Source organism: Streptomyces sp. NPDC002276 (assembly GCF_053891435.1).
This window is the reverse complement of sequence record NZ_JBSFCQ010000001.1, coordinates 860,967-887,397: the sequence shown is the minus strand read 5'-3', so window position 1 is coordinate 887,397 and position 26,431 is coordinate 860,967. Positions and strand designations below refer to the sequence as shown.

Genomic DNA, 26,431 nt, shown 5'->3' with positions numbered 1-26,431 from the left:
CGGTCGTTGAGTGACCTCTTCCGTAATTTCATGCAGCTCGGATACGTGACGGACGACATCGACGCGGCGGCCACCTTCCTCGAATCGAGGCTGGGAACCGTGCGGTCCGTCAAGCACTTCAAGTCCTCGCTGGGCGGCGGCCTGCCGCCCGTCGGTGCCGACGCCCCGCGCATCCCCTACGTGGTGGTGGACGGTGCGCCCGCCGACGAGTGGGTCATCGATGTGGCGCTGGTCAACGCCGGGGCGACCAACCTGGAGATCATCCGTCCGGTCGGCGGCTCGGTCGACCTCTATCGCGGCGCCGTCCGGCCCGGGGAGCCCGCGACGCTGCATCATCTGGGCTTCCGCGTCGACGACTTCGACGAGGCGTCCGCGATCGTCACCGCGAACGGCAGGACCTGGAAGCAGTTCGGGGACAGCGGTGGCATCCGTTTCGGCTACCTCGACATGACGGCCGAACTGGGCCACTACGTCGAGGTCATGGAGCTGGACGAGGCATCCGCCCAGGGGTTCGCACACCTTGAGGCCGCGTCCAACGCGGGCCGGTGACAAGGGAATTCGGGATCGGGAGAGGAAACGTCATGAGCGACCAAGGCACAGCCGATGCCTACGACGTCGTTGTCGTCGGTTCGGGCACGGGGCTCGTCGGCGCGTACGCGGCGGCCTCTCGCGGGCTCCGTACGCTGGTCATCGAGAAGACGGAGTACGTCGGCGGGACCACGGCCTATTCGGGCGCCGGACTCTGGCTGCCCGGCAACGCGGCCGAGCAACGCGCCGGGGTCGAGGACGGTCCCGATGTCGCACGTCCCTATCTCGACGCGATCGTCGGTGACGACTCGCCGGCCTCGTTGCGGGAGGCGTTCCTGCAAGCAGGGCCTGTTCTGATCGAGGAGTTGGAGCGGAATCCGCGGTTCGGGCAGTTCGTCTGGCAGGGCGTGCCCGACTACTTCGCGGGACGGCCGGGGAGCCTGCCGCAGGGGCGCACCATCTTCCCTCCGGACCTCGACCGGTCCGAACTCGGCGATCTGGAACCGCTGGTGCGCCGGCCGCTGTGGACGGAACGCTGGGGTGTCGATGCCGGCCCGAAGATGATCGGCGGGCAGGCCCTGATCGGCCGGACGCTGCTCGCCTTCATGGAGACCGGCAACGGCACCGTGCGCACGAACACCCAGTTGACGCGTCTCCTGGTCGAGGACGGCGCGGTCGTCGGCGTCGAGGCCCTGAGCGAGGGCGAGTTGGTCGAGTTCCGGGTCCGCCGAGGCGTGCTCCTGTCCGCGGGCGGCTATGAACGGAACGGCGAACTGCGTGAGCGCTTCCAGCCCGGAGTCACCGACCAGTGGACCCAGGGCTGCCCGGGCAACACCGGCGACGCCCTCGTCGCGGGCACGGACATCGGCGCGGCGACCGACCTGCTCGACGAGTCGTGGTTCGCACCGGGCCTCGTCGTGCCCGACACGCGCCCGGTGTTCTACACGTCGGTCTGGAGCGGTATCTGGGTCAACGCTGCGGGACAGCGCTACATGAACGAGCGGCTCCCCTACGACCGCGCCGGTCACGAGATGCTCAAGGCGCACAGGTCGTCGGGCGTGTCGCACCTGCCGACGCACTGGGTGTTCGACCAGCGCCAGTTCGACAACAGGAAGGCGTTCGCCGGGCTGCCGGTCGCGCCGCAGGTTCCGGGCTGGTTCGACGTCGAGAAGTTCCTCGCCGCCGGTGTGCTGAAGCGGGCCGACACGCTGGAGGAACTGGCGGAGTTGATCGGTCTGCCGGCGGGGGCGCTCACCGAGAGCGTCGAGCGGTTCAACGGGTACGCCCGTGGCGGCAAGGACGAGGAGTTCGGTCGGGGTGAGGATCCCTGGGACCTGATGATCACGCAGATGGCGGGGTCCCACACCGACGGGCCCAACCCCTGTCTCGGGGTGATCGACAAGGCGCCGTTCTACGCGGCCTCGGTCGTGCTGTCCGACCTGGGGACCAAGGGGGGTCTCAAGACGGACGAGCACGCGCGCGTCCTGCGGCCCGACGGCTCGGTGATCACCGGTCTGTACGCGTCCGGGAACACGATGGCGCCGATGTCCGGCCGGATCTACCCGGGCGCGGGCGGTCCCCTGGGTTCGGCGATGGCGTTCGCCTACATCGCCGCCGTCGACATGGCGGACGGGAGCGAATAGACACGCGGAACACGCCTGACTCCCTCTCGAAGTCGGTCTCTTCGAGAGGGAGTCAGGCGTGTTCAGGCGGATTCGGTGGAGTGTCCGGGGAACAGGGACAGTGCGGGGTCCAGGGCGACGGCGGCGTTGTTGACCGCGGTCGCGACCTCCCCGAAGCCGACGGACATCAGGCGGACCTTGCCGGGATAGGCGGTGACGTCGCCGGCGGCGTAGATCCGCTCGACGGTCGTGCGCATCCTGGTGTCGACGACGATCGTGCGCCGCTCCAGCGCGACGCCCCAGTCGGCCAGCGGTCCGAGGTTGCTGATGAAGCCGAGCGCGGCCACGACCGCGTCCACCTTCAGCACGCGGGGTTCGGTCTCCCCGTCGACCTTCAAGTGCGCCTGGCGCAGCCGGTCGTCGCCCGACAGGGTCTCCACCTGGGCGTTGGTGACGATGCCGACCCCGCACTCGTGCAGTTCGCGGACACTGGCCGCGTGGGCCCGGAACGTGCCGCGGCGGTGGACCAGGGTCACCGAGCGGGCGACCGGGTGCAGGGCGAGGGCCCAGTCGACGGCGCTGTCCCCGCCGCCGACGACGAGGACGTCACGGTCGGTGTGTTCGGCCGGGTCGGGGACGAAGTAGCTCAGTCCCCGGTCGAGGAACTCCTCGCCCGCCGGGAGGGTCCGCGGGGTGAACGTGCCGATCCCGGCGGTCAGTACGACCGCTCCGGCGTCGACCGTGACGCCGTCGGAGAGGGTGACCTGCGGCCGTCCGTCGGGCGAGTGCGCGAGGCCGACCGCCTGGCGGCCCAGAAGATACGTCGGTTCGAACGCGTCGGCCTGGTCCTTGAGGGCGGTGACGACGTCGCGGCCTCGGGTGCCTGGGACTGCGGCGATGTCACGGATCTCCTTTTCCGGGTAGAGCGCGGTGATCTGGCCGCCGCACTGCGGCAGCGCGTCGACCAGGACGGTCCGCAGTCCGCGGAAGCCCGCGCAGTAGGCGCCGTAGAGCCCGATGGGGCCGGCGCCGACGATGAGGATGTCTGTGGTCACGGTCTCGGCCACGGGCCGGCCTCCTGGGGGTGTGGGCGGGGTGCTCCGGCGATGGCCGTGAGGCGGGCGGTGGGCGGCGGTGACTCACGTCGCCCCGCGTCGGCCGGTCGAGTGTAGGAGGCGTCCGACCAGGGGCGGCGGTACCGGTCCCGGTTGATGGGACGGTCGGTGGACGGTCCGGGGCGCCGCGTGGAGAGTCGTTCTCACCGCCACCGCGACGACGGGCCGAGGCCCGTACGCCCTGTGGTGCTGGGAGCTTTTCGTGGACGAGGAGGCAGGGCCCGTGAGCGATGAGGTGCGGGTGTGGATCGATCAGAAGCTGTGCACGGGTGACGGTCTGTGCACCCAGTACGCCCCCGATGTCTTCGAGTTCGGCGACGACGGGCTGGCCTACGTCAAGGACGCCCCCGACGGGGAGTTGCTGACACCGGACGGCGCACAGGCCGATGTGTCGGAGCGGCTGCGCCTGGACGTGATCGACGCAGCCGACGAGTGCCCGGGCAACTGCATCCACGTGGTGCGGCGCGCCGACGGGACCGAGGTCGCCGGGCCCGACGCCGGCTGACCTCGCCTTGCGGCCCGCTGGAGCCGTACACGTATGTCTAGTGGAGGAGTGGTGATCGGTGTCTGCCGTGGTTGAGCCCCAAGTGGACCGTCGTGTCCCATGGTTCGAGGGCGATGTGCCGGCCGAGAAGGTCCCGGAGAAGTACCGGCTTTCGCGTGCGTTCGTGCCCAAGGGCCGTTATCTGGATCCCGAGTTCCTCAAGCTGGAACTGGACAAGGTGTTCACCCGGGCCTGGCTGATGGCCTGCCGGGTGGAGGAACTGCCGGGTGTCGGTTGTTTCGTCGAGTACGAGATCGGTGGTCATTCGATCCTGGTCGTGCGGGAGGCCAAGGACTCGATCCGCGCCTATTTCAACGCGTGCCGGCATCGCGGTACGCGGCTGGCGCGGGGCCGGGGCCGGGTCGGCTCCCTCATCTGCCCGTTCCACGGCTGGCGTTGGAACCTGGACGGTTCGATCCGGCTGGTGCTGGACCGTGAGGAGTTCGTGCCGCGCTCGGACGACGACCTCGGCCTGGTGCAGGTGCGGGCGGAGCAGTGGGGCGGGTTCGTGTTCATCAACATGGACCCGGACGCGAAGCCGCTGCTCGAATACCTCGACCCGATCCCGCGGATCTTCGCGCCGTTCCAGTTCGAGCACATGCGGTACCGGTGGCACAAGAGCGTGCTGCTGCCGTGCAACTGGAAGACCGCACTGGACGGGTTCCTTGAGGCCTATCACGTGGCGGGGACGCATCCGCAGCTGTACCGCTTCGACAAGTCGAACACCAACATCGCCTCGATGAAGGAACTTGAGAACCGGATGTGGGCGCCGACGACCGTGTACGAGCGGCACGCGCACTATTCGAGTGTCGGCCCGAAGAAGAAGGCGGGTGCCGACAGCGCGGTCAAGGATCCGACGGACCGCGGCGGCACGGGAGGCATCACCGACGAGCGGCTCTCCGTCGCGCTGAGCGTGCAGTACATCGCCGACGACATGCGCGGTCTGGAGAACGAGCGGAGCTGGCGGGCCGCCGAGGCGCTGAAGACGGCCGAGGTGCCGGAGGGGATGACCGCCGGTCAGTACTACCTGCAGCTGTACAAGGAGCTGTCCCTCGCCGAGGGGTACGACTGGCCGGACATCACGCCCCAGCAGTGGGCGGAGGCCGGTACGGCGTGGAACGTGTTCCCGAACACGATCCTGCTGCCCAACCAGGGTTCGGTGTTCGGCTACCGGGCGCGGCCCGACGGGCTCGACCCGGACAACTGCATCTTCGAGATCTTCAGCCTGGACCAGGTCCCCGTCGCCGACTACGACAAGAAGCGGGACTTCCAGCCGCAGTTCTTCGAGGACTTCCGGGAGGCCGACCTCGGCGAGATCTTCACCCAGGACCTGATGAACGCCAAGGAGGTCACGGTGGGCATGCACTCGCCCAGCTTCGACGGCCACCGGCTGAGCGAGGAGCAGGAGATGACCATCTACAACCATCACCGGGTGGCCGACCGGTTCCTCTGGACGGACTGACCCGTCCGACGTCCGATCCGTGGTCCCGGCTCCCAGGAGCCGGGACACGATCGTGTCGGTGACCTACCGCCGGACCCAGCCGACGTCGTGCCAGTACGTCTCCAGCTCCCGCACCGGCTTGGGCCAGGTCTCGATGTAGGTGACCCCCTCGGCTCCCGCCGTCATCGTGTACGGCGTACCGGCCCGGCTGAGGAAGACGTCCCCCGGGCCCACCCGCACGGTCTGCGGCTCGCCCGACTCGTAGTGCTCGATGTGGTATTCGCCGGCGAAGACGAAGAGCATCTCGTCGACGTTGTGGTGGTGCCGCGGCACCGTGAAGTTCGGCCGCACGCGCAGCGGGTTGCGGTTGAAGCGCGGTATGTCGATCGGCTTCGTGGTCACCCACATCGCGCCGTCGAACGTCGCCGCGAAGTCCACGGGCGCGTCCCGCAGCAGACCGCCGTCGTTCCAGAAGTACTGCGGATGGCCCTGCTGCTCCAGGCCCATGGGAACCCAGTCCGCGTCTTCCACGAGATCACCGAATGTAAGAGTCACGCGGCGACCGTACGCACGGCCGCACACGGTGTCGTGGGAAGGTCCCGGCCAACGGGATTCACGCATGACACGGCCTCTCCCCGTCCCCACTATCGGGGCATGGGAATCGAGTTCTTCAATCTGCTGTCGGACGAGGGCTGGATCGAGCTGCCGGTCGACCAGTCCGCTCCCACGTATCTGTGGAGCGAGGGTGGTCTCCTGGCCGATGCGCCGGTCGACATGGAGCAGACCTTCAAAGGGAACATGTGGTGGTCGACGAAGGTGGACCCGTCGTTCAATCTGAACGGCCTGCGGTGCGCACCGAACTTCGCGGTCCCCCGCCACCATCACAACCTCGACGAGTTGATCATCGTCTTCGGCGGTGAGTTCCACGTCGCATGGGGCAAGGACGGGGAAGAGGGCGGCCGGACCATCGGTCCGGGCGAGTTCTGGATCAGCGAGGCCGGAACCCCCTATCTCATGACGGCTGGACCCGAGGGCGTCACCTACGTCGAGACCTGGCCCGAGCCGATGGAGAACCTTGAGACGTACTGGCACGACGCGGGCTGGGTGCACCGCGGCCACTGACCAACCCGCCATATATTTCGGCCCCTCATTCCAGGCACACTGCCGGAGGAGGGGCCGATCTCATGGACAAGTCCCGTACGACCCATTCCGGCCGACTGCAATTACGTATACTCTTCTTGCTCACGGGCCGGTTCTGCGGGAAACCGCGTGGGAGCCGGTCCGTCTCGTCGCCGGTCGTGACGTCCACGCCACGCCGGCCGACATGGTCTGCCGCGGCGCCCGGCCCTCGTGCCGTTCGACCTCCACTCGCGGCTCTCTCTTCACTTTCTCGGACGGCAGCGTCGCCGCACGGCGCCGCCGGTCGCTGATCGCAGCGAGTGCCGGGCACTCGCCGACACGTTGGGACGCAGACATGATCGAGTCGGTCGGACGAGCCATCTCCTCACCCAGGTCACGCACGTCGGTCGCGCTGGTGTCGGCCACGCTCCTGCTCGCGGGCTGCGGCAGTGGCGGTGACGGCGCCACCACCGCCGCGGACAGCACGAAAGTCCCGGCCGCGCTGGCGAGCGCATTCCCCGGAAAGAAGGCCACCGGCACTCCGGTCAGGATCGGCCTCATCACCAACGAGGGCGGCTCCGCGATCAGCCAGCCCGAGACCAGGGAAGCCGCCCAGGCGGCCATGAAGTACGCCAACGCCAACCTCGGCGGGATCGCGGGCAGGCCCGTCGAACTCACGGTCTGCAAGACGAAGGAGGAACCGGCGACGGCCCGGGACTGCGCGAACCAGATGGTCGAGCAGAAGGTCGACGCGGTGGTCCTGACCAGCAGCGGTCTGGGCGACTCCATGGTGCCGATCGTGACCAAGGCCGGCATTCCGTGGGCGACCGCCATCGCCGCGAGCAACTCCGAGGGCACCACCGCCAACGCCTTCTCCTGGACGGGCGGTTTCCCGACGACCATGACGTCGATGGCCGCGTACGCCAAGGAGAAGGGGTACAAGAACGTGGCCGCGTTCGTCATCGACGCGCCGGCCGCGGTCAGCGGGATCGAGGCCATCGGCAAACCTGTGTTCGCCAAGGCGGGTGTCGGACTGCGGATCGTGACGGTGGCCGCGGGCACCCCGGACGCGTCTCCGCAGGTGAGCGCCGCGCTGCGGAACAAACCCGACGCCGTCGCCGTCGTGGCGGATCCGACCGTGTGCACCTCCGTGCTCCAGGCGATGGGCACGCTCGGGGCGGGCATCGCCCGGATGAGCGTCCAGTCGTGCGTGTCCCCGGAGGTCGTCCAGGCGGTGGGCGCGGGCATGGACGGGCTTCAGGTCTTCAGCAGTTTCGACGTGGCGAGCAACGACCCGGAGGCCCAGCTCTTCCGACAGGTGATGAAGGAGTACAGCCCCGACACCCCCACCCAGGGCTACGCGGCGGTCGGCTATCAGGGCGTGCTCGGCCTGGTCCGCGCCCTGCACGGACTCACCGGCACGGTCTCGGCGAAGACGATCACCGCGCAGCTGCGCACGGCGAAGAACGTCGTACTGCCGGCCGGCCACGGCATCACGTTCAGCTGCGACTCCAAGGCGGTACCCGGACTGCCCGCGGCCTGCTCGGCGAAGGAGGTCACCGGCACGGTGTCGTCCGACGGCAAGTTGGGGCAGTTGCGGGTCGTCGACCCCAGTTCGTTGTTCGCGCGCTAGTCGAAGCAGCGGTGGTCGGAGCAACCGGGAAGGACGGTCTCGCCGATGAGCCAGTACGTCGTGTTTCTGTTGCTGGGGCTGGGCAGTGGGGCGGTGTTCGGCGCGCTCGCGCTGGCACTGGTGCTCACCTACCGCGGTTCCGGAGTGGTCAACTTCGCCACCGGGGCGATCGCGTTGTACAGCGCGTACACCTACGCGTTCCTGCGCCAGGGCGAGTTGCTGGTGCCGCTGCCGGGCGTGCCGAAGAAGGTCGGACTCGGCGGACCGCTCGGCCTCTTCCCGGCGGTGGTCATCTCCCTTGTGCTTGCTGCCCTGTTGGGGGTGGTGCTGTACGGACTGGTCTTCCGACCGCTGCGGACCGCGCCGCCGGTGGCGAAGGCCGTCGCCTCGATCGGGGTCATGCTGGTGATCCAGGCCGTGCTGGCGGCGGGCGTGGGTACGGGCGCGGTGTCGGTCAAGGCGATCCTCCCCAACGACCCGGTGTCCTGGGGCGGTTCACTGATCCCGGGCGACCGGCTGTGGTTCGCGGCGGTCATCGTCGTACTGACCGTCGTGCTGGCGCTGGTGTTCCGGCTGACGCGGTTCGGTCTGGCGGCCCGGGCGGTGGCGGAGTCGGAGAAGGGCGCGCTGGTCAGCGGGTTGTCGCCGGAGCGGATCGCGGTGGCGAACTGGGCGCTCAGCTCGGCCATCGCCGGTCTGTCCGGCATCCTGATCGCGCCGATCGTGCCGCTGGTCCCGGTGTCGTACACGCTGTTCATTGTCCCGGCCCTCGCGGCGGCGCTGGTCGGCAACTTCACGGCGCTGATCCCGGCCGTGGGTGCCGGTCTCGTCATCGGGATGCTCCAGTCGGAGTTGCAGTTCCTCCAGGGGAAGTGGTCGTGGCTGCCCCAGACCGGTCTTGCCCAACTGGTGCCGCTGGCCGTCATTTTGGCCTATCTGGTGGTGCGCGGGCGTCCGCTGCCGACCCGGGGCTCGCTGATCCAGCAGGCGCTCGGCCGGGCACCGCGCCCGGACCGCGTGCTCGTCCCGGCCGTCGTGAGTGCGGCCCTGGGTGTCGTCGTACTCCTGGCCACCCACGGAAGTATTCGCGCCGCCGTGATCACCTCGCTGACCCTGGCGGTGATCTCGCTGTCGCTGGTGGTCGTCACCGGGTTCGCCGGGCAGATCTCACTGGCGCAGCTGACCCTGGCCGGAGTCGGCGCGTTCAGCCTCAGCAAGCTGAGCGCGGGATGGGGTATACCCTTTCCGCTCGCCCCACTGCTGGCGGCCCTCGCGGCGATGGTCATCGGGGTCGTGATCGGGCTTCCCGCGCTGCGGATCCGCGGTCTGCCGGCGGCGGTGGTCACGGTCGCGCTGGCGGTGGCGCTGGAGGCCTTCTGGTTCCGCAACCCCGAACTCAACGGCGGCCTGGGCGGTTCCAAGGTCCCCTCGCCGCATCTGTTCGGCCTGGACCTGGGCATCGGCTCCGGCGAGGACTATCCACGCCTCCCCTTCGCGCTGCTGTGCCTGGTGGTGCTGTTGCTGGTCGGCCTCGGCGTGGCGTGGCTGCGGCGCAGCAGGCTCGGTGCCGCGATGCTCGCCGTGCGCGCCAATGAACGGTCCGCCGCGGCGGCGGGCATCGACGTCGCCCGCACGAAGATCGTCGCCTTCGCCATCGGTGCCTTCGTCGCCGGGCTCGGTGGCGCCCTCCTCGGCTACCAACAGACCGTCGCGGACGCCGAGATGTTCACCGCGATCGGCGGCCTGGGCCTGTTCGCCACCGCGTATCTGGCGGGTGTCACGGCCCTGTCCGGCGGCATCGTGGCCGGGGTGATGGGAGCCGGCGGCCTGCTGCCCGTCCTGCTGGACCGGGCGCTGTCGCTCGGCGAATGGTACGACGTGATCATGGGCATCGGTCTCGTCCTCACCGTGATCACCAACCCCGAGGGCGTCGTCGGCCCGGCACACGAACTGGCCGCGCGAATCCGGCGCGCACGCCACCCGGCCGCCGTCGACACCCTGGACGAGCAGGACGCCGACGCGCTGACGGGTCCGGCACCGGACATCCGTCCCCCGGTTCCCGAACCGGGCGAGGTGGTGCTCTCGGTGCGCGAGGTCGGGGTGCGCTACGGCGGTGTGGTGGCCGTCGACTCCGTCTCCTTCGAGGTGCGCTCGGGCGAGATCGTCGGCGTGATCGGACCGAACGGTGCCGGGAAGACCACCCTCCTCGACGCGATCAGCGGATACCACCGCAGCACCGGCACAGTGGAGTTCGACGGCCGGGAGATCTCGTCCCTGAAACCGCATCAGCGGGGCCGGGCAGGGCTCGGCCGCACCTTCCAGGGCATCGAGCTCTACGAGGATCTCAGCGTCGAGGAGAACGTGCTGGTCGGGGAGGCCGCGGCCCGGCACGGCGGCGATCATGTCGGCTCCGTGCAGGGGCCGGAGCTGCGGAACCGGCTGTTCGAGACGCTGCACCTGAGCCGGTTCCGGGACCAGCCGGCCCGTGAACTCTCCCAGGGCAGGCGGCAGTTGGTGTCCATCGCCCGCGCGCTCGCGGGCCGCCCCCGGATGCTGCTCCTTGACGAGCCCGCGGCCGGTCTCGACAGCTCCGAGAGCCGCTGGCTGGGCGACCGGCTGCGGGCCGTGCGGGCCGACGGTGTGACCGTGCTGCTGATCGACCACGACATGGGGCTGGTGCTCGACGTGTGCGACCGGATCGTCGTGCTGGACATCGGAAAGGTCATCGCGGACGGAACTCCCGCCGAGATCACGGCGGATCCACGCGTCGCCACCGCCTACCTCGGCGCGGCGCAGGACGATACGCACCAGGTGCGAGGGGAGGTTGTCCAGTGACCGGGCCGGAGCTGCTGACGTGCGAGGGCGTGGACGCGGGCTACACGAAGGGGCGACCAGTGGTGCGCGGCTTCGACCTGAAGCTGCTGCCCGGTGAGGTCTTGGCGCTCCTCGGGCCCAACGGGGCGGGAAAGACAACCCTGTTGGCGACCCTCGCCGGTCTCCAGCCCCGCCTCGGCGGGACGGTGGCCCTCGACGGCCGGGAGATCCGCGGCGGCCGGGCACGCGAGGCGGCCCGGCGGGGACTGGTCCTCGTGCCCGACGACCGTTCCCTGTTCACGCAGTTGACCGTGCGGGACAACCTGACGCTCGCGCGGCGGCGACAGGGCAGCACCGTGGACCAGGTGCTCGACTTCTTTCCGGCACTGGGGAAACGGCTGAAGGTCGCGGCCGGCCAACTCTCCGGCGGGGAGCAGCAGATGCTGGCCCTGGGCCGGGCGATGATCCAGGATCCGCGGGTCCTGCTCGTCGACGAGCTGAGCATGGGGCTGGCGCCGGTCATCGTCGAGGAACTGCTGCCGGTGGTACGGCGGATCGCCGAGGACACCGGCGCGGCCGTCGTACTCGTCGAGCAGCATGTCCGGCTGGCCCTCGACGTGGCGGACCGGGCGGTGGTCCTGGTGCACGGCGAAACGGTGCTCAGCGACTCCGCCGACCGGCTCGCGGCCGACCCCGGCCTGCTGGAACGCGCCTATCTCGGCGAGCGGGCACCGGATCCGGTCCCCTGAGCGGATCGGGCTGTGCTCACCTACCCGTCGGGGGTGAGCCCGCGGGCTCGGTAGTCGGTGAGTACGGCCGTGACCACTTCGGTGCGGGAACGCAGACCGGTGCGGGCGAACAGCCGGGACAGCCGGTTGGCGACCGCGTCCTCCGTGAGCCTCAGCACCGTGGCGATCTGACGGTTGGTCAGACCCTCCGCTATCAGGGTCGCGAGCAACTGCTCGCTCTCCACGGTGGCTTGTCTGCGGCCGGGGACGGTGATCCCGGCCGCGCGCATGGCGGCCCGGGTGTGGAAGCGCTCCAGCGCGGCACCGCACTGCCCGAAGAGGTCGTACGCCTCGCGCAGCAGGGTGGATGGGCCTGCGCCCACGTCGGCGGCGGCGACCAACGTCATCGCCGTCTCGAAGGGCTGGCTGCGTGAGCGTGCCAGTTCCACGGCTTCCCGCAGGTTGCCGTCCTGCCGTAGGAGTCGTGCCGAGGCCAGCAGATACGTCAGGCGGGTCCTTCCGGTGCCCATCCGGGCGGAGATGTGTTCCAGGCGGTCCAGGCAGGTCGCCGCCTCCGCCGTGCGTCCTTCCTGGGCGAGCAACTCCACGAGACTGGAATAGAGTTCGTCGGTGCCGGCGACCTGGGCGTGCGCGTCCGCCGCGGCGAGACCGCGCCGTAGCGACCGCTCGGCACCGGCCGGATCGCCGAGGGTCCGCAGCACCTGGGCCTCGGCTGCGTCCAGTGAGTGTTCCGGTGGGCCTTCGCCCGGGGCGCGCACGCCGTCGATCACTCGGCGGGCGCTGGTGACACGGCCCCGGGCGAGCAGGATCGCCGCGGTCCGCGCGGGAATCAGATACTTGTCCAGCGCGGGCGTGTGGAACTGGTTGTTCGCCAGCATCCAGCGGCTGGGCTCCAGTGCCTCGTCCCACTCGCCCCGGAGGTGGTGGCGCAGGAACTGACCGGACCGGGGCAGCAGTTCGGGGGTCATGCCCTGAGCGGTCAGGAGGGATTCGGCGGCGTGCAGGTCCCCGCCGTTGAGCAACTCGTCGAACTTGGCGACGGTCAGCGTGTAGGCGTGGTCGGGGCCGATGTGCGGGGCTTCCGGGATGGCGAGTGAGCGTCGGAAGCGTTCCGGTCGGCCCAGCGCGAGTTCCGCCGCGTCGCGGAAGCAGGTGGGGTTGGCGCGGGCTCGGACGTCGGTGCTCCACGCGGGTTCGGTCTCCGCCAGGAGGTCCAGCGCTTCGTGCCATCTCGCCAGGAGGCACAGGGCCAGCGCGCGGCCGGTCGCGGTGGCCGGGACGGGCAGCCGCAGCTCGTCCCACCAGCGCGGGGTGGCCAGCCGGGACACCGCCGCCCAGTCCAGGTCGTCGGCTGTCGCCGCCGTCAACAGGGTGGCGATCTCCTGGAGTTCGAGCGGGCCGACGATGTCCGGGCGGTTGCGCAGGATCGACTCGGCGATGGCACGTGCGGTCGCGAAGTCTCCGGCGAAGTAAGCCGCGACGGCGTACCTCTGGAGGGCCGGGACACGGTCGGCGGGTCGCTCGATGAGGAAGCCTGCCGCGCGGCACCACCGGAGCATTCCCCTGCCTTCGGCGTCGGGATGCAGACGCTCGGCCGCCGCCGTCAACTCCCTTACCGCGCGCTCGCGTTCGACGAGGGTTCCCGCTTCTGCGATGCGGTCCGCGAGGTAGGCCACCGCGTCGACATCTGTGTCGGTATCTGCGTCAGTATCGGCATCGGCCCAGAGTGTCTCCACTGCGGTGGCGGACAGGCGGCTGCGTTCCAGCGGCCCGAGCCGCTCGCGTACGGCGTGTGCCACCAGTGGGACGGCGAACGTCCAACCTCCGCGTGCTTCGGCCGAGTTGAGCCCAGGCACACCCTCGATGATCTCCGCGTCGACCAACTCGCCTACGGCCTCCCGGACTTCGTCGGTGGACAGTCCGGCCGAGGCCGCGATCAGTTCCACGGCCCGTACGCCGAGGGGCCACAGGATGCTCAGTGCCCCGGCCACGGTGCGGCATGGTTCAGCCAGCGCGGCCAGTGCCGTCAAGTGCCGGTCGCTGTCCGGTAGTTCGGGGGGCGGTGTCCGCACTCCGACGAAGGCATGGCCGTCCGTCACCCTGATCGCCCCTTGCCGGGTCCACGCGGCGAGGAGGGCGTCGACCGCCCCGGGCAGGCCGTGCGCGAGGTCGCGTACCCGCCGGGCCAGACCGGTGTCGGGAGTGGCGCCCAACCGCCGAGCCACCATGGCGGTTGTCTCGTCCGGAGTAAGAGGGGACAGCACGATCGTGCGGGCCCCCTCGACGCCCCTCCGGGGACGGGATACGTGGTCGCGCCCAACGGCCGAGGCCACCAGCCGCGCACCGGACGGGATTCCCGGGAAGTCGATGCCGTCGAGCAGGGCCAGTGAGTCGGCGTCGGCGTGCTGGATGTCGTCGATCACCACCACGGACGCGGTCCGCGCCAGGGCCGTGTGCAGCAGTGCGGCCATGGCCGCCCCGTCACCCCGCCCGGCCGCCCGCACCGCCTCCGCGTTCCGGCGCTCCTCCAACGCCATGACGAGCCGCAGCGCCAGCAGGAACGGCCGGGCGTCGTCGCCGGGCACGCAGCCCACGGCACGTACGAACATCCCGTCCGCGCGCATCCGTTCGACGAGGGCGTGCAGGAACACCGTGCGTCCGGCGCCGCGTTGACCCCGCACCAGCGCCAGGCGTGGCCCGTCCGTGTCTCCCAGCCAGTCGTAGACCTCTGCCAACTCCTGCTCGCGCCCGACGAGTTGGCCGGGCAACGGGCTCACACCGGCAGCCGTGCCGCCGGGCGCTAACCAGGAGCCCTCGGACGCAAGAGTCATGGTCCACTACGTTCTCTTCGACGACCTGTGCCGGGCGGACGGTGACGAGCCCGGTCGGCCATGTGTTCGGAAATCGGCTCCGCGGCCACATTATGATCACATCCGTACGGTCGTTTCCGTCGGACGCCGGACCCGGAGGGGGTGGACGTGCGGGCATGGGAACCTGTCATCGGCAGGGACGGCGAACTCGGGGACGTGACGCGGACGTTGACGTCCACCGGCGCTGCGGCCCGCACCCTCCTGGTCGTCGGAGGACCGGGAACGGGCAAGACCGCCGTGGTGGAACAGGCCCGGCGGGCGGCGGCCGAGGAAGGCGCCAACGTCCTGCGGCTGCGCTGCCACGACGGTGCGAGCCCGCCCGGTGCCGCCGCCCTCGCCGACGGCGTCCACTCGGTGCTCGCCAAGTTCCACGACCGTCGCAGCCCGGTCCGGGTCGGTGCCGTCCGCCGGATCCGACTGCAATCCACCGGCCACGACGGCGAGTTGGCGCTGCTGTCCGTGCTCGGCGAGATCCTCACGGACGCGGCGGCGCACCTCCCCTTCGCGGTGGTGGTCGACGACGTCGACCGGATGCCGGCGCGGACCGCGTCCGCCCTCGGACTCCTGCTGCGCGTCTTCCGCCCGGCCGGAGTCCCCATGGTGATGGCCGGCCGACCGGTCCGTCCCTCGGTCGATGGCGCCTCACCGCTGGCCGCGGCGGCCGACCGACTGCTGGAACTGCCGCCGCTGCGACCCGCCGACATCGAGGCCCTCGTCGTACGGCGGCTCGGCCGACCCGTCGAACCGGCCCTGGTGACAGCGGTGTTGGGCGCACTGGGCCCGATGGCGGGTGTCCCCGAGGCCGTGCTGTCGGTGCTCGACGCGATAGCCGAGCACGGTGACCTCCTCGAACTCGACGGCCATGTCTGTCTGACCCAACCGGAGCGGGCGCTGCGCCTCACCACCGACGTGACGAAACTGAGCCGTCTGTGCTGGCCGGACGCGCCGCCGGACAGCGTCGGTCTGAACGCCGCGGCGGCGGTGGCCCGCAACCTCGAACACGCCGAAGTGCGCCTGGACGACCTCCTCCGGCTGAAGCCCGGCGGACCGCGTCGGGCGGGTCTGGTCGACCGGTCGCTCACCCCGTTGGTCAAGGACGGGACGCTGACCGTGGACGGGGACGGCCGGCTGGCGTTCGCCGTTCCGGCGCTCGCGGCGGCACTGCGCGCACTGCCCACCCACCATGGCGTGTCGTCGCTGCACGCCCTGATCACCCGGTCGTTGACCGACCGGCTGGGCCCGGAGACGGCGGGCGGCTGCTATCCGCGCCTCGCCGAACACGTGGCGGCGGCCGGGGCCGAACTGGACGACGCCCTCGCGGTGGACGTACTGCTCGCGGCTGCCCGTACGGACGCCAGGTCGGACTGGCCCCGATCGGTCCGCGCCTACGCCTCGGCGCTGCGGCGCCTGGCACCGCACGACCACCGGACGCCCGGCGTCCTGCGCGAGTCCGCCGAGCTGAGCCTGCGCCACGCCGACCACCCGGGTGCGCTGGCCCTGGGCGAACCGCTGCTCGCCCATCTGTCCGCGTCACCGGGCGGGCAGAACCGTGGCTGTCTCGACTTCGTCGCCGAGGTGTGGGCCATGGCGGCGCTGCACGAGCACCGGTTCCCGGACGACATCGCGGCCGCCGGATCCCCGGCCCACGATGTCCGGGATCAGGTGCCCGCCGTAGCCCAATTCGCGGACCTGGTCGGCCCGTTCGGGCTCGGCGCGACGACGCCCCGACCGGCGAGCGGGGCCCCTCGGCCGTGGGCCGCAGGACACCGTACGGGCACCGGCCGGATGCCGTCCCCACCGACAAGGGGGACCCGCCAGGCGCCGGCGCCCGCTCTCCGTACGGACACCGGACCGCCGGTGTCCCGAACCGGCCCCCGTGCGGACGCCGGACCAGCGCCGTCCGCACCGAGTGGCGGGACTCACCAGCCCGCGATCCCCGCCCGCCGTCCGGGCTTCGGGCCGCTCCCCTCCCCGGCGGAGCTGCGGTTGCTGGCCGCTGCCGCAGGCAGCCGTGCCGATCTGTCGGACGCGTTGCGCGCCCTGTCTCCCGAGGTGGGCGGCGCGCTGGATCTGGACCGGCTGCGGACGGCGGCCGTGCACGCGGACCTGGCCGGTGCGCTGGCCGCCGTGCTCGGGGACCGATACACGGGGGCGGGCCACAGCACCGCCGCGTGGTATCACGCCATGGTTCGCGACTACCTCGAAGGCGACTGGGACCAGGCGCTGGTGGCGGCCCGCCGGATCGAGGCCCGTAGTCGTACGCGCGGCACGACGGCGGGAGCCGCGCGGTCCGCCCGGGCGCTCGCGGCCGAAATCCTCTGTACGCGTGGGGAGTTGGGGCGGGCCCGGAGCTGGCTGGAGCTGGTTCCGGACAGTGTGCCGCACCCGCTGGTCGCCTGGTCCCGGCTCGGTCTGCGGTACTGGTCGGGGGAGGTGGAGGAGGCCTTGGAGGGGGCGCTGAGGGACGTACGGCGGGCTCACGCGACCGGTCTGCACTCGGGTACCGAGAAGGTGCTGCTGCGGTATGTCTCCTTCGCCCTGGTGGCGGACCTGCCGCGGGCCATGCGGGAGGGGCTGGCCGAACTGGAGGCGCTGCACGAGGTGGTGGGCTCCGCGACGACGCGCGAGGCGGTGCTGTTCGGCCGTGGTCTGGTGCACGGCGACGCGGACAGCGCGCTGGCCGCGCTGCGGTCGGTGCGCGGGCGGGGCGACGCGTACCAGCGGCTGCTCTGCTGTCTGTCCCTGATGGAGATCGCCGACGAGTCCGAACCCTGGCAGGCGGAGGCCTCGCGGATCGCGCGGTCGCTGGGGATCGGGCGGGCCACCCGTACGAGGCTCGGTCACATGACGCGGCGGCGGACCTTCGGGCTGCCGAGGACGCGTCCGGTCAAGGACACGTTCGGCGAGGACGACGTCAGGCTGACCACGATGGTCAGCAACGGGGCGACCAACCGCCAGATCGCGGCGCGGCTCGCGTGGAGCGAGAAGACCGTGGAGCGGCGGCTCACCCGGCTCTTCCAGCGCACCGGGTGCCGTTCCCGGGTGGAGTTGGCCGCGGCCTGGCTGGACGGCAGTCTCGCCCGCCGGGCCGGGAGTCCGCTGTTGCCGGGCCCCGGCGGAGCGACGCCGCCGGGCCGGTTGTGACGGCCGGTCAGCCGAGGCGGGCTGTGTGGGTGTCGATGGGGACACCGAGCCGACCCGTGTCCAGGGCGCCGTCGGCCCTCACCCGGAGGTTCCACTCCAGGGCCGGGATGTAGCCGAGCACCAGCAGCGTGTCGGTCCCGCGCAACGGGGTCTCGCCCCATCGTTCGTTGCGGTACTGGGCCGCGGTCACCACGAAGAGCCGGCGGGCGTGTGTCGGGGCGTTCGCCCCGGCGCGGTCCCTGCCCATGTACAGGGTGTGCGGGGCCGATGGTCCGGACACCTGGTTCTCGCCGACGGACAGCGCCTCGCCCCGGCTGGTCGCGGTGTGCAGCCGGGCCGAGCGCGCGCCCAGTCCGTCCGTCACCGAGGGAGTGGCGGCCGAGCCCACCAGAACGACCGTGGCGAGGGTTCCGACCGGCCCCGAGACCACTTCGGAGATGAGGGCCTGAGCCAGGCGCAGGACATCGTTGTCGTCACCCGTCAGGGCGATCGGGCCGCTGAGCCGGGAGAGGTCGACCAGTGTCCTCTCGCCCTTGTACAGACCGAGGGTGACGGTCAGGGAGTACGGGTGGGTGAGCGCGTCACCCGCGTGGCCGGTCCGCCGCAGGTCCTTCGTGTCCACCGACCACTCCTTCCCGGAGACGTCAGCCGTCCACGGCGCGGGCGCGTGGGTGTCCGCCTCGGCGAGCCGTAACGTCAGCCGCTGCCCCGAGTGGACGACGGTCTGAAGGTCCGGCAGCGGTCGCCCGCCGTGCGTACGGCCCACGGCCACGGCCCGCAGGCCGCGCGCCACGGTCTCCAGCGCCTTGCGGTCGGCACTCGACAGCCCCGAACGGACCTGCTCCGAGGGCGAGTTGCGGCTACGGCGGATCAGCGCGGCCCCGACCAGGAGCAGGCCGAGCAGCACGCACAGGGCAATGGACGCGAGCATGCGGCCACCTTTGTTGCTAGAAGTTGTCGGATTCGGTCACCGGCTCCGTGGAGACACGGCCCGTCAGGGCGGAACACCGGCGGTCCCCTGAACCGGGCCCCGGTGTTCACCGCACGGCATCCTCGCGCGCCCGCCGTGTCCGGTGAAAGGCGAAACCGCCAACCTTGCCGGTCCGTACAGGGAGTTGACGGGATCTTCCGCCCAGGACCGCGGCCCCGCTCGGATCGGGGTCGGGGCCCTTCGTCAACTCGCGCCAGATTTCCCTCGGTTGACGGGCGAGGGGGCGGTGGCGCGGATCCGCGGTCGGTGCCGGTGGCACCATCGTCCTTCCGCACGACCGCAGTTGGGAGTTGGGGGGCACATGCCTCAGCACGTACTCGGCGAGACCCTGCGCGTGGCGATCCACGCGCCCGCTCCCCTCGTCCGCGCCGGACTGGCGGGCTTCGTCGCCCTGGAGCCGCGACTGCGCGAGGTGCCACCGGACAGGATCTGGGAGGCCGACGCGATCGTGGTCGCCGTGGACGTGGCGGACGCCGCCGTCCTGGACCTGCTCCGCAGCCTGTGCGACAAGCCGGGCGCGCGTTTCGTGGTGGTGGTGAGCAAGCAGTGGCGGGCCGATGTGTCGGCGGCACGGCACCGGGGTGTCCGGGCGGTCGTGTGGTGGGACTTCTGTAGCCCGGACGTCTTCGTCCGCACGGTCCGCGCCGTGGCCGGACAGCCCGCCGGACGGCGCAGTCCCGCGGGTCAGCCGCGCGATGCCACGCCGAATGAACAAGCCGTCGCGGTAGCCGGGGACCGGGCCGCGCTGAGCCCGCGCGAAGTGGCGGTGCTGCGCCTGATCGCCGAGGGAAGGCAGTGCGACGAGATAGCGACGGAACTCTCCTATTCCGAGCGCACGGTGCGGTACATCCTCTACGGCGCGATGAAGCGGCTGCGGACCCGCACCCGGGCCCACGCCGTCTCGTACGCCATCCGGGCGGGACTGATCTGAGCGGAGGTCGCGTCAGCCGGGGCAGTGTGTCGAATGCGCCGGTTCCAGATCGACGTGAGAGTGGAAGCATCACCTCCACGACTCAGGAGCGCCTCATCGTGACCGTGACCGCGGATTTCGCCATGTCCCTCGACGGATACATCGCCGGTACCGGCGTCACCCTCGACAACCCCGGAGGCGACGGCGCCGAGCCGCTCTTCGAGTGGATCCACAACCTGGCGAGCTGGCGGGAGCGCCAGGGCATGACCGGTGGGGAGGAGAACCGCGACTCGGAGTTGATTCGCGAGTGGTTCGACGCCACCGGGGCGGTGGTCATGGGCCGGACGATGTACGACACCGGCGAGGAGTTCTGGGGCGACAACCCACCTTTCCGGACACCGGTGTTCGTGCTCACGCACCGCCCCCGGCCGACCCTCGTCAAGGAGGGCGGCACCACCTTCACCTTCGTCACGGACGGCATCCACAGCGCCCTCGACCGCGCGAAGGCCGCCGCAGGTGGAAGGAACGTCGACATCGCCGGTGGGGCGAGCACGGTCCGGCAGTACCTCGGGGCGGGGCTCGTCGACGAACTCCAGCTGCATGTGGTGCCCGCGCTGCTCGGCGACGGCCTGCGCCTCTTCGACGGAACGGGCCCGGGACGGCGACGTGTCGAGCAGGTCAGGGTGGTCGAGACTCCTCTCGCCATCCACCTGAAGTACCGCTTCACGCACTGACCGTTCCGGGACGATCAGGCCGCGTTCAGCAGCGAGATCGGGTCCCCCACCCGGACCGTCCCCGCCTCCAGGACGTCCAGGTACACGCCGAGGCACGAGAGTCGGCCCAGGTCGAAGACCGGTACGCGGTGTTCCCGGGCGACCGCGCGCATGATGCCGGGGTCCGGCGGCAGTTCGTCGTGGCCGAGGGTGGGGACGACGCAGCGAGGTGTCGGCACCAGGACCCGGAACAGGGCCTCCCCCACCCGCAGGCAGGACCCCACCCAGGCGTCCTCCGGGAAGCCGGGGCCCCCGGGCGTGTCCACGACCAGGTTCGGCCGGAAACGGCGGGCGTCGAAGTCCCCCGCCGGGTGGACGGCGCGCATCCGGTCCAGGGCCGCGGTGGTGACGAGATGGACCCTGCCGAAGTCGAAGAAGGTGCCCGGGGCGACGCCGCCCGTCGTGATGCTCTCCCCGGTGGCGTCGACGGTCGCCGACTCCCGCACGGAGTCCGGGACCCCGCCCTCGTACGCGGGCACCGCGCGCTCCAGCCTGCTGTCCTCCGGCACGACGGCCGACAGGAAGACCTGGCGGCCCAGCAGTCTGGACAACTCCCCGTCCAGGTCCGGGTCTTCGACCGGGAGGGCGGTGCCGTCCGGCAGTACGACCCGCACCACGCCGGAGTCGTCGAGGCGGCTGCGGCAGCGCAGCAACTCGCCCCATTTGCGCGGGTGTTTGGCGCTGCCCACCGCGCCCGTCCCGTCGAGGACGGCGTAGACCCGGTCCCCGGAGAGCCCGCGCTCCGTGACCGCCACGGCGATCACTGCCTCGCCGACCATCGACTTCACCGGATAGCGGTACAGCGCCGCGACAGTCCCCATGGAGCGATCCCCGTCAGAGAGTGAGCAGTTCCTCGTAGAAGCCGCCGAACTGCCGCTCCGCGTCGATGAGATGGATCTCCAGGATCCAGTGGCAGCCGCGGCCGGCCTTGTCGGTGCGGCGCATGGGGGTGACGTTCTCCGGAGTGACGTACGACTCGACGTGCGCGCCCTCGATCGTCTCGTGCGGGAACTCGCCGACCAGGTGTCCGGCGTGCCAGCCGCCCAGCTCCCAGCCCGCCTTCTCGGCGAGCCGGACGACCTCGGCGTACAGGTGCTCGCCGGTGATGTCCGGGGTGCTCTCGAAGAAGCTACGGCCGGCCGCGAAGACCTTGGGCAGGTCGTCGCGCAGCCGGTGCTTGACCGGGTCGTCGCCGAGGACGAAGGTACGGCCGAAGTCGGCCTCGTACTCCTCGAAGATCGGCCCGAAGTCCGCGAACACGATGTCGTCCGCGCCGATCACCCGGTCCGGCGGGTTCTCCTTGTACGGCTTGAGCGTGTTCGGTCCGGAGCGCACGATCCGCTTGTGCCAGTGCCGGGTGGTGCCGAACATCTCGTTCGCGAGATCGCGGATCCGGTCGCTGACCGCGCGCTCCCCCTCGCCGGGCGCCACGAGCCCGCGCTCCTCGATCTCCGCGAAGAGCAGTGCGGCCTTGGCCTGGGCATCGAGCAGTCGTGCGGCCCGCGTGGGTTCGTCGTCAGCCATGGGCCGAACCTAGCCAGCCCGATCATCGTCGGCAACGGCATTCCGTATGCCGGGCTCGCCGCACCCCGTGACGCGGGACGGCGCGTTCATCCGGCGACGCGGGTGGCGCGGGCCAGGAAGTGGTGCGGGGCGTCCTCGTAGCGGGACAGTGCCCAGCCCGCTGTGCGCAGGGCGGGGCGCAGATGCTGCTCCGCGAGCGGGTCGTCCGGGTCGAGGGGGCGGCCGTGGCGGGCGGCGCGTTCGGCGCGGCCGGAGGGGTGGTAGAGCAGGAGGGTGCCGTCGGGTGCGGTGACGCGGGCCCATTCACGCAGCGCGGTCGCGGGGTCGGGTACGTGGTTGATCAGGCCCGCGCTGAAGACGGCGTCCAGCGCGGCGGTCGGCAGCGGCAGTCGGCAGGCGTCGGCCAGCAGCAGGTGCCCGTCCTTGTCGCGGCCCTCGCGCAGGGCCGCGGCGAGCATCGCGGGCGTGAGGTCGATGCCGAGGACGAGGCCCGCGTCGCCGACGTGTGCGCGCAGTGCGGGCAGTGCCCGGCCGGTGCCGCAGCCGAGGTCCAGGACGCGTGCGCCGGGGCGGAGTTCCATCCGCTCGACGGCCGCCGCGTACCGGGGGCCGTCGTCGGCGAACCGTTCCTCCCAGGTGGCCGCCCGCCGGGTGAAGAAGGCGCGTGTCGCGGTCTGCTCGGCACGCGCCGCGACGAAGGCGGCGAAGCGCTTGAACACACCGTCGCGGTGACGGGCCAGTACGGCCAGTTCGGCGGGCGCGGACTCGACCAGGCCTGCGGCGGTGGCCGCTTCCTCGGGGAAGGCGTCGGCGAAGGCAGCGACGGCTGTCTCGTCCGCCTCCAGGTGGAACTGCGTTCCCCACGCCGAGCCGCCGATCCGGAACGCCTGCACCGGGTACCGGTCGCAGGAGGCCAGCAGGGTCGCCTCGGCCGGCAGCTCCATCGTGTCGCCGTGCCAGTGCAGCACGCGCAGCCGCTCGGGAAGGCCCGCGAAGAGCGTGTCGGTGTGCGCGGCCCGCGTCATCCGTACGTCGGCCCAGCCGATCTGCGCCCCGTCGCCGGGCCGTCCGGCACCGCCCGCCGCGACGGCCAGCAACTGCGCGCCGAGACACACGCCCAGTACGGGGATCTCGGCGTCCAACGCGGCGCGCAGCAGCGCCAGTTCGGCGGCACGGCCGGGGAAGTCGTCGTAGGCGGCCATCGGTCCGCCCATCACCACCAGGCCCACCAGGTCGTCGGCCGTGTCCGGCACCGGGTCGCCCGCCCAGGTCCGGCAGACCCGGGTCGGCAGCCCGGCCGCCTCCAGTGCGGCGCCGAGGGCGTAGGGGCCTTCGTGCGGTGCGTGCTCCACGATCTGGATCACGGGCGACCACCTCCCGCACGACCGTACCCGGACGATGGCCGGGAACAAACGCGGATACGAGACGAAGAGGCCCTCCCGCCTCGCAATTGCCAGGATATTCCTCTCATTGCCCAAGCATGGGCGAATACCCCGGCGGCCGTGACGGGAACCCGGCGGTCGCCCTCCCCGTCCACGGGTTCCTCCGATTTGCCAGGACGAAGGAAACTCCCAGGTGGCGGATGCGACGGGGTCTGCGACGGGCGCGGCCGGAGCGGCTAGCTTGTGGACGCACAGCCGGTGATAAATCCGGCAATCCAGAACTTTCCCCTGTGAGGCGTTCCGTCATGACCTTGAGCATCCGCAACCAGATTCCCGGCACCGTCACGGCCGTCACGCCCGGTGCGGTGATGGCGACCGTGAAGGTGCGCCTCGACGGCGGCCAGGACCTCACGGCGGCGATCACGCTGGAGGCCGTGAAGGACCTGGGGCTCGTCGAGGGTACGGCCGTACGCGCCATGATGAAGTCCACCGAGGTCGCGCTCGCCACCGGCCGGGTGGAGGGGCTGTCCATCCGCAACCAGTTGCCCGGCACGGTCAGCGACGTCGCCACCGGCGGGGCGATGGCCGTCGTCAAGATCACGGTCGACGGGGGCGAGCTGACCGCGGCGATCACCAAGGACGCGGTCGGCGACCTCGGTCTGGCGGCCGGTTCACCGGTCGTCGCGCTGATCAAGTCGACCGAGGTGTCCCTGGCGACCGTCTGACCTGCTCGGGGCGTGCTGCTGAGGCCTTGGTCCCCGGCCCGTACCCTGCGGCGCGGCGCCACGTACCGGCGCACCCGGACCCGGCCTCGGTCGCGCCGGCCGGGAGCGCCTACGCTGCTCGGGAGAGGTAGCCGTAACCGGTTCACCGGCGAAGAAGGGACGTCCCGCGTGGCAAGCGACCGACAGGACACGGCCGAGGCCACCGCCGACGCGGACCGCCGCATCCCGCCCGGCCAGCGCCATGTGCACGGCTGGCCGGTCTCGCACTACGGGCCCGTCCCCCGCTTCCGCCCCGACCGCTGGAACCTGCGGGTCCACGGCGCCACCGCCGACGGCACCGAGCACAGCTGGACCTTCGACGAACTGGCGCCCCTGCCCCATGTCACGGTCGTCGCCGACCTGCACTGCGCGTCCGGCCCGACCTCCACCGACCACGAGTGGTACGGCATCCCCGCCACCGCCCTCCTCGACCTGGTGCCGCCCGCGCCGGAGGTCACACACGTCATGGCCTGGGCGGAGTACGGCTATTCCGCCAACCTCCGCCTGACCGACTTCACGGCCTCGGGGACCCTGCTCGCCACCCATCACAACGGAGAGCCCCTCACCGCCGAACACGGCTTCCCGCTGCGCCTGGTCGTGCCGCACCTGTACGGCTACAAGAGCCCCAAGTGGCTGCGCGCCGTCGAGTACCTCACCGAGGACCGGCGCGGTTTCTGGGAGGAACGCGGCTACCACAACATCGCGGACCCCTGGAAGGAGCAGCGCTACTCCTACCAGGAGCAGGACGAGGACGGTGCGGAGCACGACGGCTGAGTGGCCGCGATCTTCCTCCGCTCCAGGACCCGTCCTGCCCGGCGATGTTGACGGCACGTAGGCTCGCCCCCATGGTTGCGCAGCGCATGGTCGACGTGAACGGCATACGGCTGGAGATCGCCGAGCAGGGCGAAGGCCCGCTGGTGGTGCTCCTGCACGGCTTCCCCGAGTCATGGCACTCCTGGCACCACCAGATCGGCGCGCTCGCCGACGCGGGCTTCCGGGTGGTCGCCCCCAACCAGCGCGGATACGGCCGCAGCGACCACCCCGAGGCCGTCGACGCGTACACCGTCTTCCACCTGGTCGGCGATGTCGTCGGTCTCATCCAGGAGTTGGGCGAGCGGCAGGCGTACGTCGTCGGGCACGACTGGGGCGCGGTGGTCGCCTGGCACACCGCGCTGCTGCGGCCGGACATGGTCCTCGGGGTGGCCGGGCTGAGCGTGCCGCCGCCTTTCCGCGGACCGTACCCGCCGCTGGCCGTGACGCAGGAGCGGTTCGGCGGCCGGTTCTACTGGAACTACTTCGACCGTCCCGGGGTCGCCGACGCCGAGTTCGGCGCGGACCCCCGGACCACGCTCCGCAAGTTCCTCTACTCCGCCTCCGCCGCGGCCTCCCCCTCCGGCGAGATCATGCAGCCGCTGGTCCCCTCCGGGCAAGGCTGGCTCGCGTCCATGGAGGATCCCGAGGTCCTGCCGGACTGGCTCACCGAGGAGGACCTCGACGCGCTCACCGAGAGCTTCGCCGGGGGCTTCACCGGCCCGCTGAACTGGTACCGCAACCTCGACCGCAACTGGGCACTGACCGCCCCCTGGCACAACGTCGTCGTGACCCCGCCCGCCCTCTACATGTACGGCGACCGCGACCTCGTCCCCGCGTTCCCCGGTGCCGCCGAACTCATCGCGCAGCTCCCCGACTTCATGCCCAACCTGGTCCGCAAGCCCGTCGAACTGGCCGCCTGCGGCCACTGGACCCAGCAGGAACGCCCCGACGAGGTCAACGCGGCGCTCATCGACTTCCTGAAGACCTGCGACCGGACCGCCGCCGGGGAATAGGACATCCTCTGATCATGGAGTTCCTCTGCCACCACCGCGACCGGCCCGGCTCCCTCGCGCTGCGCACGGAACTGACGCAGCGGCACTGGTCCTACATGGACGGGTACGCCCAGGAGATGATCGCCCGGGGCCCGACCCTCTCCGACGACGGCGCCCCCACGGGCAGCGTGCACATCCTGGATCTGCCTTCTCCGGCCGCCGCCCGCGCATTCGCCTTCGACGAGCCGAACTACCAGGCCGGTGTCTACCGGGACGTGTTGCTTCGGCGATGGCGGAACGCACTGGGACGCACCATGTGGGACTTCCCCGGCGGCCGGACCGGCGGCGACCGGTACCTGGTGATCGGCCTCGGCACCGGCCCGGCGGCGGACCTCACGGTGCCGCCCGCCCGGGACGAACTGATCGCGTACGGACCGCTGTTGTCCGACGACGGCACCCGCTGGCTGGGCACGGCGGCACTGCTCCGGGCGCCGAGCACAAAAGCGGCGCGCGCCCTGCTGACGGAGGACCGGTACGCGAGCATCGAGGTCCACAACTGGCAGTTCGGCGGGCGGCCGTCCTGAACCACCGCGTTCTCCCGACCCGGCTGCCCCCTTCAACCACCCACCACCTGCCGGAAGGTTGCTAGACACCACCTCCCAGCAGGGAGGAAACCGGTCATGGCACAGGCGTCGAGCGCGGG

At 71.2% G+C, this 26,431-nt stretch carries 22 protein-coding genes; 15 read left to right on the top strand and 7 right to left on the bottom strand.

The genetic code is table 11. The features are described from left to right. The first annotated feature begins 30 nt into the window (after window positions 1–30). On the top strand, window positions 31–549 hold the full coding sequence (locus ACWIHT_RS04105) for a VOC family protein (protein ID WP_456164148.1): 519 nt from the start codon (window positions 31–33) through the stop codon (window positions 547–549). Window positions 550–581: 32 nt separating this feature from the next. Then, window positions 582–2,171 carry an FAD-dependent oxidoreductase gene (locus ACWIHT_RS04100; RefSeq protein ID WP_456164146.1) on the top strand — a complete coding sequence of 530 codons (1,590 nt, stop codon included), beginning with the start codon at window positions 582–584 and terminating at the stop codon, window positions 2,169–2,171. 62 nt (window positions 2,172–2,233) lie between these two features. Here the strand turns inward: ACWIHT_RS04100 and ACWIHT_RS04095 are convergent, their stop codons facing one another. Next, complete coding sequence (locus ACWIHT_RS04095; RefSeq protein WP_456164144.1) at window positions 2,234–3,217, bottom strand: NAD(P)/FAD-dependent oxidoreductase; 984 nt, start codon at window positions 3,215–3,217, stop codon at window positions 2,234–2,236. A 250-nt stretch (window positions 3,218–3,467) separates the two neighbouring features. Between ACWIHT_RS04095 and ACWIHT_RS04090 the strand changes: the two genes are divergently transcribed. Then, window positions 3,468–3,770, top strand: coding sequence for a ferredoxin (locus ACWIHT_RS04090; RefSeq protein ID WP_456164142.1), 303 nt, complete (start codon window positions 3,468–3,470; stop codon window positions 3,768–3,770). 58 nt (window positions 3,771–3,828) lie between these two features. Beyond that, window positions 3,829–5,271, top strand: a complete 1,443-nt coding sequence (locus tag ACWIHT_RS04085) for an aromatic ring-hydroxylating oxygenase subunit alpha (protein ID WP_456164140.1) — start codon at window positions 3,829–3,831, stop codon at window positions 5,269–5,271. A gap of 63 nt (window positions 5,272–5,334) precedes the next feature. Here the strand turns inward: ACWIHT_RS04085 and ACWIHT_RS04080 are convergent, their stop codons facing one another. After that, complete coding sequence (locus ACWIHT_RS04080; RefSeq protein ID WP_456164138.1) at window positions 5,335–5,805, bottom strand: cupin domain-containing protein; 471 nt, start codon at window positions 5,803–5,805, stop codon at window positions 5,335–5,337. 99 nt (window positions 5,806–5,904) lie between these two features. On the opposite strand from ACWIHT_RS04080, the gene ACWIHT_RS04075 reads away from it, so the two are divergent. The 4 genes from ACWIHT_RS04075 (at window position 5,905) to ACWIHT_RS04060 (ending at window position 11,565) form a co-directional block, all read left to right on the top strand. Then, window positions 5,905–6,372 carry a hypothetical protein gene (locus tag ACWIHT_RS04075; protein ID WP_456164136.1) on the top strand — a complete coding sequence of 156 codons (468 nt, stop codon included), beginning with the start codon at window positions 5,905–5,907 and terminating at the stop codon, window positions 6,370–6,372. Window positions 6,373–6,724: 352 nt separating this feature from the next. Next, complete coding sequence (locus ACWIHT_RS04070) at window positions 6,725–8,002, top strand: ABC transporter substrate-binding protein (RefSeq protein ID WP_456164134.1); 1,278 nt, start codon at window positions 6,725–6,727, stop codon at window positions 8,000–8,002. A 45-nt stretch (window positions 8,003–8,047) separates the two neighbouring features. Then, the gene (locus ACWIHT_RS04065; RefSeq protein WP_456164132.1) at window positions 8,048–10,837 is read left to right on the top strand and encodes an ABC transporter permease subunit; all 2,790 of its coding nucleotides are present in this window, start codon (window positions 8,048–8,050) and stop codon (window positions 10,835–10,837) included. Next, complete coding sequence (locus tag ACWIHT_RS04060; protein ID WP_200714469.1) at window positions 10,834–11,565, top strand: ABC transporter ATP-binding protein; 732 nt, start codon at window positions 10,834–10,836, stop codon at window positions 11,563–11,565. Before ACWIHT_RS04065 ends, ACWIHT_RS04060 begins: the two co-directional genes overlap by 4 nt. A gap of 20 nt (window positions 11,566–11,585) precedes the next feature. On the opposite strand, the gene ACWIHT_RS04055 is transcribed toward ACWIHT_RS04060, so the two are convergent. Next, window positions 11,586–14,396 carry an AAA family ATPase gene (locus tag ACWIHT_RS04055; protein WP_456164130.1) on the bottom strand — a complete coding sequence of 937 codons (2,811 nt, stop codon included), beginning with the start codon at window positions 14,394–14,396 and terminating at the stop codon, window positions 11,586–11,588. 147 nt (window positions 14,397–14,543) lie between these two features. Here ACWIHT_RS04055 and ACWIHT_RS04050 point away from each other — a divergent pair, with 147 nt between their 5' ends. Next, on the top strand, window positions 14,544–17,579 hold the full coding sequence (locus ACWIHT_RS04050) for an AAA family ATPase (RefSeq protein ID WP_456164128.1): 3,036 nt from the start codon (window positions 14,544–14,546) through the stop codon (window positions 17,577–17,579). Between the two features lie 7 nt (window positions 17,580–17,586). Here the strand turns inward: ACWIHT_RS04050 and ACWIHT_RS04045 are convergent, their stop codons facing one another. Continuing rightward, on the bottom strand, window positions 17,587–18,510 hold the full coding sequence (locus tag ACWIHT_RS04045) for a hypothetical protein (protein ID WP_456164126.1): 924 nt from the start codon (window positions 18,508–18,510) through the stop codon (window positions 17,587–17,589). A 361-nt stretch (window positions 18,511–18,871) separates the two neighbouring features. On the opposite strand from ACWIHT_RS04045, the gene ACWIHT_RS04040 reads away from it, so the two are divergent. Together ACWIHT_RS04040 and ACWIHT_RS04035 are read left to right on the top strand one after the other, a co-directional pair. Next, a complete protein-coding gene (locus ACWIHT_RS04040; RefSeq protein ID WP_456164124.1) occupies window positions 18,872–19,501 on the top strand; it encodes a response regulator transcription factor in 630 nt (209 codons plus the stop codon). 98 nt (window positions 19,502–19,599) lie between these two features. Then, window positions 19,600–20,214 carry a dihydrofolate reductase family protein gene (locus ACWIHT_RS04035; RefSeq protein ID WP_456164122.1) on the top strand — a complete coding sequence of 205 codons (615 nt, stop codon included), beginning with the start codon at window positions 19,600–19,602 and terminating at the stop codon, window positions 20,212–20,214. A 14-nt stretch (window positions 20,215–20,228) separates the two neighbouring features. On the opposite strand, the gene ACWIHT_RS04030 is transcribed toward ACWIHT_RS04035, so the two are convergent. From ACWIHT_RS04030 to ACWIHT_RS04020, 3 genes are all read right to left on the bottom strand, one after another. Then, window positions 20,229–21,074: an MOSC domain-containing protein gene (locus ACWIHT_RS04030; RefSeq protein ID WP_456164120.1), complete on the bottom strand. Its 846-nt coding sequence runs from the start codon at window positions 21,072–21,074 to the stop codon at window positions 20,229–20,231. 13 nt (window positions 21,075–21,087) lie between these two features. Further along, window positions 21,088–21,777 (bottom strand): M24 family metallopeptidase, encoded by a 690-nt coding sequence (locus tag ACWIHT_RS04025; protein WP_456164118.1) that lies wholly within the window; start codon window positions 21,775–21,777, stop codon window positions 21,088–21,090. An 86-nt stretch (window positions 21,778–21,863) separates the two neighbouring features. Beyond that, the gene (locus tag ACWIHT_RS04020; protein WP_456164116.1) at window positions 21,864–23,141 is read right to left on the bottom strand and encodes a methyltransferase domain-containing protein; all 1,278 of its coding nucleotides are present in this window, start codon (window positions 23,139–23,141) and stop codon (window positions 21,864–21,866) included. Between the two features lie 323 nt (window positions 23,142–23,464). Here ACWIHT_RS04020 and ACWIHT_RS04015 point away from each other — a divergent pair, with 323 nt between their 5' ends. The 4 genes from ACWIHT_RS04015 to ACWIHT_RS04000 all read left to right on the top strand — a co-directional run bounded on the left by ACWIHT_RS04015 (window position 23,465) and on the right by ACWIHT_RS04000 (window position 26,312). Then, entirely contained in the window at window positions 23,465–23,884 is a 420-nt protein-coding gene (locus ACWIHT_RS04015; RefSeq protein ID WP_456164114.1) for a TOBE domain-containing protein, read from the top strand. Between the two features lie 168 nt (window positions 23,885–24,052). Further along, entirely contained in the window at window positions 24,053–24,697 is a 645-nt protein-coding gene (locus ACWIHT_RS04010; RefSeq protein WP_456164112.1) for a molybdopterin-dependent oxidoreductase, read from the top strand. 71 nt (window positions 24,698–24,768) lie between these two features. Beyond that, on the top strand, window positions 24,769–25,749 hold the full coding sequence (locus tag ACWIHT_RS04005; protein ID WP_456164110.1) for an alpha/beta fold hydrolase: 981 nt from the start codon (window positions 24,769–24,771) through the stop codon (window positions 25,747–25,749). 14 nt (window positions 25,750–25,763) lie between these two features. Further along, window positions 25,764–26,312: a YciI family protein gene (locus ACWIHT_RS04000; RefSeq protein WP_456164108.1), complete on the top strand. Its 549-nt coding sequence runs from the start codon at window positions 25,764–25,766 to the stop codon at window positions 26,310–26,312. Window positions 26,313–26,431: the final 119 nt, after the last annotated feature.